Consider the following 10,773-nt stretch of genomic DNA (forward strand, 5'->3'; position numbering starts at 1 on the left):
ATAGTTATGGGTATCTTTTCTACGATTGCAGGTAAAACTATCGAAATAAAACAAAACACTATGAATAAGTTCCGTCTTCCCACCGCCCTTATCCTCTTGTACTTCCTTTCTTTATCCTCCTACGGTCAAGTTAACGGACCTAATGCCAACGATATAATCGACCAGGTTAGAAATGATAGCCATGCTATTTATCAAGAAAATGTGATGGATTCTTTGATAACTTGGCGAGAGCAGCTGATGTTCCATTTTGACAATCCCGTCCTGGAGGAAGGTACCCCCTTGTTTTTTAAAGCGTATACCTTGACAGGCCCTAACAAGATCCGTGCTACGTTGAGCAAGGTATTGAAGGTTGAATTGCTCGATGAAGAAAACGCCATCATCAAAACGCAGTACCATAAAATTGTATCAGGTATGGCAGAGGGGAGTATCATCATGCCTAAGAAGTTAAAAGACGGACAGTATACCTTAAGGGCATATACCCGATGGATGCAGAACTATGGTGAAGATGCCTTTTTTCAACAACGTTTTTTGGTAAGCTCGCAAAACATAAAACCCGAAGAAGACAGGCAAACTGAAGATATCTTGATTTCATTTTATCCTGAAGGTGGGACCTTGGTCCATGGCCTCAAGAATCGGTTGGTAGTCAAAGCAACAAGCTCCGCAAATAGACCAGTGGAAATTGAAGGTGTTATCGTTGATGGGTCCGGTGATGAGGTGGCGGTATTGACGGTCCACGGCAAAGGACTGGCCTCAACGTTCTTATCACCTGTTAATAATGAGCCCTATTACTTAATAACAAAGAGCGGGAAAAAATACCTATTGCCCGAAATCGCTAAGGAAGGCGCGGTACTAAACATCAACAATCTCGATGAAAATAAAATAAAGGTTAGGGTTAGCATGACTGATGACACCAAGGCCAAAAAGGTCCTGATTAGGGGAATTAAGGGTGGTATCGTATATTTTGATAAACCTATGCCGATTAAACAAGCATCGGGTATGTTGGATATTTCAAAAGTGGGGCTGCCTTTGGGTGCGATGACTTTTTTGTTACTTGATGAAAAAGAGCAGGTACTGGCTTTTAGGCCGATTGAAATTACTGCCGCAAACCAATTAAATATCAGCGTGGATGCTTTAGATGAAGACCTGTCCAATAGCGAACTTGTGCTAAAATTAAGAGTGACCGACGATAATGGAAACCCGGTAAGGACAAACGTAAGCCTAAGTGCCGTAAACTTACCAACTGATTTTTCCGATAAAGAATCCAACTCCTTTGAACCTTTAATGAACGACAATATGGTTTGGGGCGATATCCAAAGGCAAGATCGATTTTTAAGAGACTTGCAGGCAATGACCATGACCAACAGTACGGAAGGACTGATGAACCCGGAGTTATCGCGAATAGATTACCCGTTTCAAAAGGGACTTAACCTTTATGGTTATGCGTATGATTTAAACAACAAGTTGTTGAAGAACAGCAAAATTCAAATGGTGAATACCTCAGAATCCACTATTCTCGCCCGAGAATTAACAACCGATAAGGAGGGCAGGATACGTATAGAGAATCTAGATGTAACTGGCGAGAATGACATTGTATTTAGAACCTATGGTGGCGACGCAGCAGCTAGACTGGTCAAAATAGTACCATTTGAAAATTCCGTGAATGGCATGGGCAGCACAAAAACGGTGTTTGATGCTACTAAAAAAAATAAAGCAGACAAAAAGGTTCAGTCTCCGTCTTGGTTACCAATAGACAATACAGATGTGATAACCTTGTCAGAAGTAGAAATAAAACAAAATAAACTTAAGAGACAAGATAGGACACCTTCACTTTATGGTATTGAGCCTACAAAAAGTGTTCTCCAAGATTTTGAACGGCCAAAAACAATTCCAGAATTATTTCTTGGAATTGCCGGAGTTCAAGTTATTGGCCTTGGAGGTTTGCGACCGTCAATCCGGTTAACCAGAGAAACAGGTTCAGGCCCAATACTTTGGGTGGTAAACGGAACGCCGCTGAGCCAGCCTGCGACTTTGGTGGATATTATGGATTTGATTCCTGCAAATGATGTAGATCGGATAGAAATTTTACAAGACTCGGAAGCATCAATGTACGGGTCAAGAGCAGCCGGTGGTGTTGTTTTATTGTATACCAGAAATGCTTCATCACTGGATAATATCAAGAGAAAGGATGGGCAGTTGAAGTTTCAAGGATATGAAGAGGTCTCAGACTTTAAAAGTTTTGCCCAGCAACTTGCCAAAAAGCCCAAGAAATTTCAAGATAAGAGGACTACCCTGTATTGGAACCCCAACATTCAAACAGATGAAAACGGCGAGGCCATGATTCGTTTTACCACGCCTCTAAGTGTGAAGCAGTTAGAGATTAAGACCACTGCAATAACGGAGAAGGGAGCCGTAGGAAGTGCACGAATTAGCCTGTAAATACCTTTTATTGTTTTTGCAGATGCCCATGGCTAAAAAACAGGTGATCAACCAACACAAAGTTTTTACAAAAAACCTAAAAAAATAGTTGTTATCTAAGTTTTGAAACGGTATTTTTGCATCCGCGTTTTGCGAATGTTCATAGAATAAAATGAATTAAAGGAGAGGTGCCGGAGTGGTAACGGAGCAGATTGCTAATCTGTCGACGCGTAAGTGTCGCATGGGTTCGAGTCCCATTCTCTCCGCAATTTCTTTTAATCCAAGATAACCATCGGGGTGTAGCGTAGCCCGGTTATCGCGCCGCGTTTGGGACGCGGAGGTCGCAGGTTCGAATCCTGCCACCCCGACTTAACTATTTTCATATAGTTGCATGACGTTGCAAATCACCTGATTTGCAACGTTTTATGTTTTTAGGGGTATCAAATGAAACCACATATTATCACCTGAAAACACCTCACTGGTGTGGGATTCGGGAATTGGACACCACAATATTTCTTGTACATTGAAGTAGCTTTTGAAGGTATTTGACCTCGTATTTTTTACTATTCATTTACTAATTTAAAGCTATGTAACATGTTAGGAAATAGCAGATTATCAGTCGTCTTCATTACAAGAAAACTCGAAAGGGAAACCGAAAAATTAATGATCTATGCTCGTATCACCGTAGACGGTAAAAGTGCGGAATTTTGTTTGAATCGGGAATTGTAAGCCTCCTTGTGCGACAATAGGAGCAAAAGCGGCAAGGGATTTTCCAAGTATGTCATCTCCTTAAACAAGTATTTAGATTAAGTTTTTATAGGATTATTCGAGGTACATCGCCAACTTTTACAAGAGGAAGTCGTTAATACTTCTGCCGGAATTTGGGACAGTATTACACTATTCTTTTGTTCTAGGAACATCATATTTAGGTATAGTTTATACTATTTAACACGCAGACATAATTTAGGTACGGCACACTATCATAATTTTGGTAAAGTATCTACCCTTACTTTGTTACAATATTTTTAAAAAATTACCCTGACTTTGTTACCAAAAAATAAAATATTTACCCTTACTTTGTTACAAATAGGTTGGAAATATGAATTTCAAAAGGCAAGTACTTAAGAATCTTGAGCGTTGGAAGGCCAGTAGGAATAGGAAGCCACTCATTTTAAGAGGTGCAAGACAGGTCGGAAAAACGACTTTGGTAAAGGAATTTTCCAAAAGCTACAAGAATCATATTTTCCTGAATTTGGAAAAATCTGCGGATGTGGCGGTTTTTGAAACCTACGATAATGTCGAAACACTGGTAGAAGCTTTATTTCTATCCAACAATATTAGCCCAAAAGAGCAGGGGAGTACCTTACTCTTTATTGACGAAATACAAGAATATCCCAAAGCTATCCAATCGCTACGGTACTTTTTTGAAGAAGTTTCCGATTTAAATGTCATAGCCGCAGGTTCATTGTTGGAATTTTCTATGAAAGATGTGGAAAGTTTTCCTGTAGGTCGTATCGAATATTTATATCTCTATCCTTTGAATTTCCAAGAGTATTTGGAAGCCATTCAACATACCGCCGCTATAGAACAATTGAATAGTATTCCCATAAAACCAGTTGCACATAAAACCTTGTTGGACTTGTTTCACAGATATGCCATTATAGGAGGTATGCCGGAAATCGTAAAAACGGATATTGAATATAGCAATTTGGCAGAGCTGCCTAAGGTATACGAAAGTATTTGGGGCACTTATAAAAACGATGTAGAAAAGTACGCTTCAGGGACAAGTGAAAGAAGGGTAATTAAGCATATTATGGATACTGCTCATCTCTATATAGATCAGCGAATCAAATTCCAAAATTTTGGAACTTCCAATTATAAATCAAGAGAAGTAGGCGAGGCCATGCGCAATCTCGATGCAGCCAAAATAATACAACTTATTTATCCCACTACGGATATAGAACCCCCTATCAAACCGGATATTAAAAAATCACCAAGGTTACAATTTTTAGATACGGGTTTGGTAAACTATACTTTGGAAATACAAGCACGGATGTTAGGAATGGAAGATTTGAGCAATGCTTTTAAAGGAGCAATAATACCACACTTGATAACCCAAGAGGTCATATCGTTAAATACAATAACCAATACCAAGCCTAATTTTTGGATTCGCGAAAAGAAGCAGTCTTCATCAGAGGTAGATTTGGTGTATCCCTTTAGGGATAAAATCATTCCGATCGAAATTAAGTCCGGTGCCACGGGAACTTTAAAATCTTTGCATCAGTTTATGAATAGAACGGACCATCCGTATGCCATCAGAATTTATGCAGGGGAATTTAAAATCGAGAATTTAATTACAATTGAAGGAACACCTTTTTTATTAATGAATTTACCCTATTATTTGGGAACGCAACTTCCTAAATATATAGAGTATTTTGTGAGCAATTATAATCTTTAACAATAATACTTCCCGGTCAAAATTATTTCATTTGAATTCATAAGGTGGTATTTGATTTCATTTGGAAATAATTACCTAAACTTATCTTGTAAGTAAAACAAAATAACTACGTTCTTAACCTGCTATATTCATCAAGTGTCCATAAAGGGATGTGATTTAGAGAAGTACAATCAAAATACCGAAAATCAATTATTTATAATGATATGTAGCATGCTGCCACCACCAAAAAAACCCTATAGTCCATTGTTCGAGGATTTAACATCAATTTTTCGTAATCGTAAATCCTTTACAGCTTTTGATTGAAACTGGTAATTTGATAACACCAAGCAAAGGTTTTAGTTAAACGCTATTATCAATATGGAAACGGTTTCCATGATTTTTTACATTTTTTTTAAAAAAAATGTGACCTTATCATTTTTATCGTGTCCTACAGTAAATTTTAATTTTTTTTTAACAATACCACAACTTATCACGTTTTCACAACAATTCAATGTTCAAAAGTTGCCATTATGGTACCTTGTGAACAAAACCATTCATATAGTTATAGGAATAATCTCATTTTACCACCATGAAAAACCCCCAACGCCATTACCCAAGACTATGTAGTATTCTATTAATTGCGGTAAGTTTTCTGCTTCATAGCCAACTCTTTGCCCAATTAAGTGACGTTCATTATTTACCACCGCTAAAACAGGGCGGTAATACCCAGGCCATACGCCAGCAAGCGTTTTACCTTTCCACCCCTGAGACCACTGCTTTCAACGTTAATGTGTTCCAAGGAACGGGCGCCTCTCCCGTGGCTACCTTATCTATTTCAAACACAAGTCCTGGAAAATATGATGTGCCGGATGGGGATAACAATATTTCCTTGGTAGACAATAACAATACTGGAATTGTCTTAAGTGCCAGTGGACTTCGTTTTGTTGCGCCCGGCGGACAAAAATTCTACGTCAACTATCGTGGCCGTTCAGGGTCGCAAGCAACCTCGCTAACATCAAAAGGAATCGCTGCGGCAGGCACTTCCTTTAAATGGGGAGGAATACCCAATAGGGCAAATACTTCTAGTGTTACCAGCACACTGGGCATTATGGCCACTGAGGACAATACAGTGATCAATATTTTTGGTTATGACCCGGATTGTGAATTTCGTCTCCAAGGCAACAGGGGAGGTATTACGGCAGATAATATTCAAATTACCCTTAATGCCGGACAGACCTATGTCTTGGAAGCGGCCAAAAATGAAACACCTGCCAACATAGATGGATGGTTGGGTGCTTCTATCCAATCGGACAAAAAAATCGTTATTAGCAATGGGGGGTTAAATGTTGGGGTACGTACAACCTCAGCTGCCAGGGATGCGGCTATTGATCAACCCGTCCCAGAAAATGTTTTAGGCAGGGAGTACGTGTTCATCAGGGGAAACGGCCAAACAAACAATGAGACTGAGTTCCCCATCATTATCGCGACCCAAAATAATACGGAAATTTTTGTCAATGGGGCTTCCACTCCTATTGCCACTTTAAACAATGGGGACTATTTTGAGGTTCCCGGAAGCAATTATTCTTCCAATACCGCTGGGGCTAATATGTTCGTAAGAACATCAAAAGAGGCCTATGCGTATCAATGTCTCACCGGGGCCTCTGGAATACAGACCTTGGGACTCAATTTTATAGCTCCGGTAAATTGTTTGCTACCGAGCGCTCTAAGTAATATTCCCAACATCCAAGATGTTGATGGACTGAATTTTAACGGAGGGGTGACCATTGTGGCCTCAACAACTACACCTGACGCCAACATTACCCTAACGGATGGTACCGGAAACGTTGCCTTACCGGCTTCAATTCCAGTTGCCGGAACCTCGGATTGGAAAACATTTTTCATTGCCGGCCTAACCGGAGAGGTATCCGTGAATTCCACTGGTCCAATTGCCGTAGGTTTTTTGGGAGCTAGTGGAAACGCGGGATTGGGAGGCTATTTTTCAGGTTTTGATACGGTTCCTGTGGTAGAGCTGGATGTAACTGGTGGTGGTTGCCTACCGGCGGATGTTTTTGAGTCTACGGGAGGTTTTGATGCCTACCAATGGTTTTTTAATGGCCAAGAGTTGGTTGGTGAGACCAACAGTTCATACACCCCCACCGCCCCTGGTGACTTTTTCGTAAGGGTAACCAAAGGAACATGTACGTATGATTCCGCTATTTTATCGGCCTATAACTGTAGTCCGGAATTAGTGTTGACCAAGGTGGACGATGTAGACCCGGTTACCGAGGGTAACACCGTTACCTTTACTATAAGCGCAGAATACTTAGGTTTTAATCCTATATCCAATCTTGTGGTTCAAGATATTCTGCCCCCAGAATTTACCATTTCCAACACCGTTACGAGTGCAGGTACATGGTCTTCACCAAATTGGACTATTGGTGATATGTTTCCAGGAGAGGTATTTACTTTGGAGATTGAGGCAACCGCCAATGACGTTGGTGCCGATGTGACGGTGACCAATTCCATAAGTGCAAGCTTTACCGAAGAGGGTACCCAAACCAACGATATCCCTGATGATTTGTTGGAGGAAACAACCATTTTAAATGACAATGACGGTGACGGTATCCCCGATAATTCCGACCCCGATGATGATAATGATGGCATTAGTGATGCCCAAGAGGTAACGGACGGTACGGACCCCAATGATGATTGTAGCTCGGTAGGGGGCACGCCACTGGGTAATTCTGATTGCGACAACGATGGGCTTACGACAGATGAGGAGACCACTGGCGTGGACGACCCAAGCACGCCGGCAGACCCCAATGGGGAGACAACGGACCCCAACAATGCGGATACGGACGGAGACGGTATTTCTGATGGCCAAGAGGCTTTGGATGGCACCGACCCCAACGATTCCTGTAATTCGGTTGGTGGAACCCCGCTGGGAACGGCCGACTGTGATAATGATGGCCTGACCAATGATGAGGAGACCACTGGCGTGGACGACCCAAGTACCCCGGCAGACCCCAATGGGGAGACAACGGACCCCAACGTAGCGGATACTGACGGAGATGGTATATCGGATGGACAAGAAGCTTTGGACGGAACCGACCCCAATGATTCCTGTGATTCGGTTGGCGGCACGCCGCTTGGCACGGACGACTGTGATGGCGATGGGAATCCTAATGCGGATGATCCCAATCCAACGGTAGCCACCGCGGTAGATGACAACACCACGGCGGACGTAGGTGTGCCCAAGACACTGAACATTCTCTTTAACGACGATTTCCTTGTGGGAAGCACAGTGACCATCACCGGTGGCACCGCTGCCGGGACGGTAAGCTTTGATGCGGTCACGGGAGAGCTTACCTACACTGCCATAGCGGCGGAGGACAACTCAACGGTCACGGTAACCTATGAGGTCTGTAACGGAACGGTATGTGATACGGCCACGGTTTTCATTACCATACCGGCATGTACGGACACGGACGGTGACAATGTCTGTGACGTGGACGATTCCGCACCAAATGACCCATGCGAACCCATGACGGACCCCAATTGGATTCCCGTTGGCACAAGTGATTGTGATGGTGATGGCCTTACCTATAATGAGGAATCCACGGGGGTGGACGACCCAAGCACCCCGGCAGACCCCAATGGGGAGACAACGGACCCCAACAATGCGGATACGGACGGGGACGGTATTTCTGACGGACAAGAGGCCTTGGATGGTACGGACCCCAATGATGATTGTAGCTCAATAGGGGGCACGCCACTGCCTGCAGGGGATTGCGATGGAGACGGCGTCCCAAATGCCTCTGATCGTTGTCAAGGTTTTGATGATAGTTCCGATAACGACTCAGATGGTGTTCCAGATGGATGTGATCAAGACGATGATAATGATGGTATTTTAGATGTTGATGAATGTCCGGTTGAAGCTTCTGACATCTTCAATTATAGCATAGCCAATGGAGACGCCTTTTCCAACTCATTTATTACCGGCTCAGGTACGCTAGTTTTGGATGCCTTTACCTTGGATAATTCTTTTAGTCTTACCATTAATGGAGTAAATATTGGTGGGGAGTTGGAATTTCAGGAAAACACCAACAATGTGATACGTTTTCTTGATGGATTTGAATACGGACAAAATGGAGTGCCAGAAATTTGGCAATTAACAGGGAATAGCCTTGCTCCAATTGTTAGATTGACCATAGATGCAAGCGGGGTTGTAAGGTTATTTGGGGCAAGATCTTCTGGTGGTCCTTTAGAACCTTTGGAAACCACCTTTCCGTTGGAGAATGTTGTCTGGAATGCAACAGCACCCAATGAATTGGTACTGGACCAGTTGGTCTTTGGACCTACTTCCATAACGGGAAATGTAAGCTTTGTGACCCTATGTGACACGGATGGCGACAGTATACCAAATCAATTTGATAATGATGCTGATAATGACGGTTGTCCAGATGCCCTTGAAGGCAATGGGCCATTCAATTTAGCTAGCATAGAACCAAACGGTCAACTTTCCGGAGCGGTAGACGCGGCAACTGGTATTCCAAATAGTGCTGGGAACGGCCAGAGTAATACTAGTGCAGCAGATGGAGCCGTTACGGGTGGCTCTTGTGACGATGATAACGATGGCCTGACCAACGATGAGGAGTCCACTGGCGTGGACGACCCAAGCACCCCGGCAGACCCCAATGGGGAGACAACGGACCCCAACAATGCGGATACGGACGGGGACGGTATTTCTGATGGCCAAGAGGCCTTGGACGGTACGGACCCCAACGATTCCTGTAGTTCGGTTGGCGGAACACCGCTGGGAACGGCCGACTGTGATAACGACGGGCTGACCAACGATGAGGAGACCACCGGCGTGGACGACCCAAGCACCCCGGCAGACCCCAATGGGGAGACAACGGACCCCAACGTAGCGGATACTGACGGAGATGGTATATCGGATGGACAAGAAGCTTTGGACGGAACCGACCCCAACGATTCCTGTGATTCGGTTGGCGGAACACCGCTGGGAACAGACGACTGTGATGGCGATGGGAATCCTAATGCGGATGACCCCAATCCAACGGTAGCCACCGCGGTAGATGACAACACCACGGCGGACGTAGGTGTGCCCAAGACACTGAACATTCTCTTTAACGACGATTTCCTTGTGGGAAGCCCAGTGACCATCACCGGTGGCACCGCTGCCGGGACGGTAAGCTTTGATGCGGTAACGGGAGAGCTTACCTACACTGCCATAGCGGCGGAGGACAACTCAACGGTCACGGTAACCTATGAGGTCTGTAACGGAACGGTATGTGATACGGCCACGGTTTTCATTACCATACCGGCATGCACGGACACGGACGGTGACAATGTCTGTGACGTGGACGATTCCGCACCCAATGACCCATGCGAACCCATGACGGACCCCAATTGGATTCCCGTTGGCACCAGTGATTGTGATGGTGATGGCCTGACCTATAATGAAGAATCGACGGGGGTGGACGACCCAAGCACCCCGGCAGACCCCAATGGGGAGACGACCGACCCCAACAATGCGGATACGGACGGAGATGGTATTTCTGACGGCCAAGAGGCCTTGGACGGCACGGACCCCAATGATGATTGTAGCTCAATAGGGGGCACGCCACTGGGCAATTCTGATTGCGATAACGATGGGCTTACGACAGATGAGGAGACAACGGGTGTTGACGACCCAAGCACCCCGGCAGACCCCAATGGGGAGACAACGGACCCCAACAATGCGGATACGGACGGAGATGGTATTTCTGATGGCCAAGAGGCTTTGGACGGTACGGACCCGAACGATTCCTGTGATTCGGTGGGCGGAACACCGCTGGGAACGGCCGACTGTGATAACGACGGCCTGACCAACGATGAGGAGGCCACTGGCGTGGACG

At 44.4% G+C, this 10,773-nt stretch carries 3 protein-coding genes and 2 tRNA genes; all 5 read left to right on the forward strand.

All coding sequences use genetic code 11. The features are described from left to right. Positions 1–60: 60 nt before the first annotated feature. Complete coding sequence (locus I595_RS15580; RefSeq protein WP_172675963.1) at positions 61–2,436, forward strand: TonB-dependent receptor; 2,376 nt, start codon at positions 61–63, stop codon at positions 2,434–2,436. Positions 2,437–2,597: 161 nt separating this feature from the next. Further along, positions 2,598–2,681, forward strand: a tRNA-Ser gene (locus tag I595_RS15585). 27 nt (positions 2,682–2,708) lie between these two features. Beyond that, positions 2,709–2,783: transfer RNA gene (locus I595_RS15590), tRNA-Pro, on the forward strand. Between the two features lie 731 nt (positions 2,784–3,514). Next, entirely contained in the window at positions 3,515–4,873 is a 1,359-nt protein-coding gene (locus tag I595_RS15595) for an ATP-binding protein (protein ID WP_054560373.1), read from the forward strand. A 568-nt stretch (positions 4,874–5,441) separates the two neighbouring features. Continuing rightward, positions 5,442–10,773 (forward strand): DUF11 domain-containing protein (locus I595_RS17250; protein WP_083467641.1); only part of this gene is annotated, 5,332 nt, incomplete at its 3' end.

The organism is Croceitalea dokdonensis DOKDO 023 (genome assembly GCF_001306415.1).
In the GTDB taxonomy this organism is placed as follows: domain Bacteria; phylum Bacteroidota; class Bacteroidia; order Flavobacteriales; family Flavobacteriaceae; genus Croceitalea; species Croceitalea dokdonensis.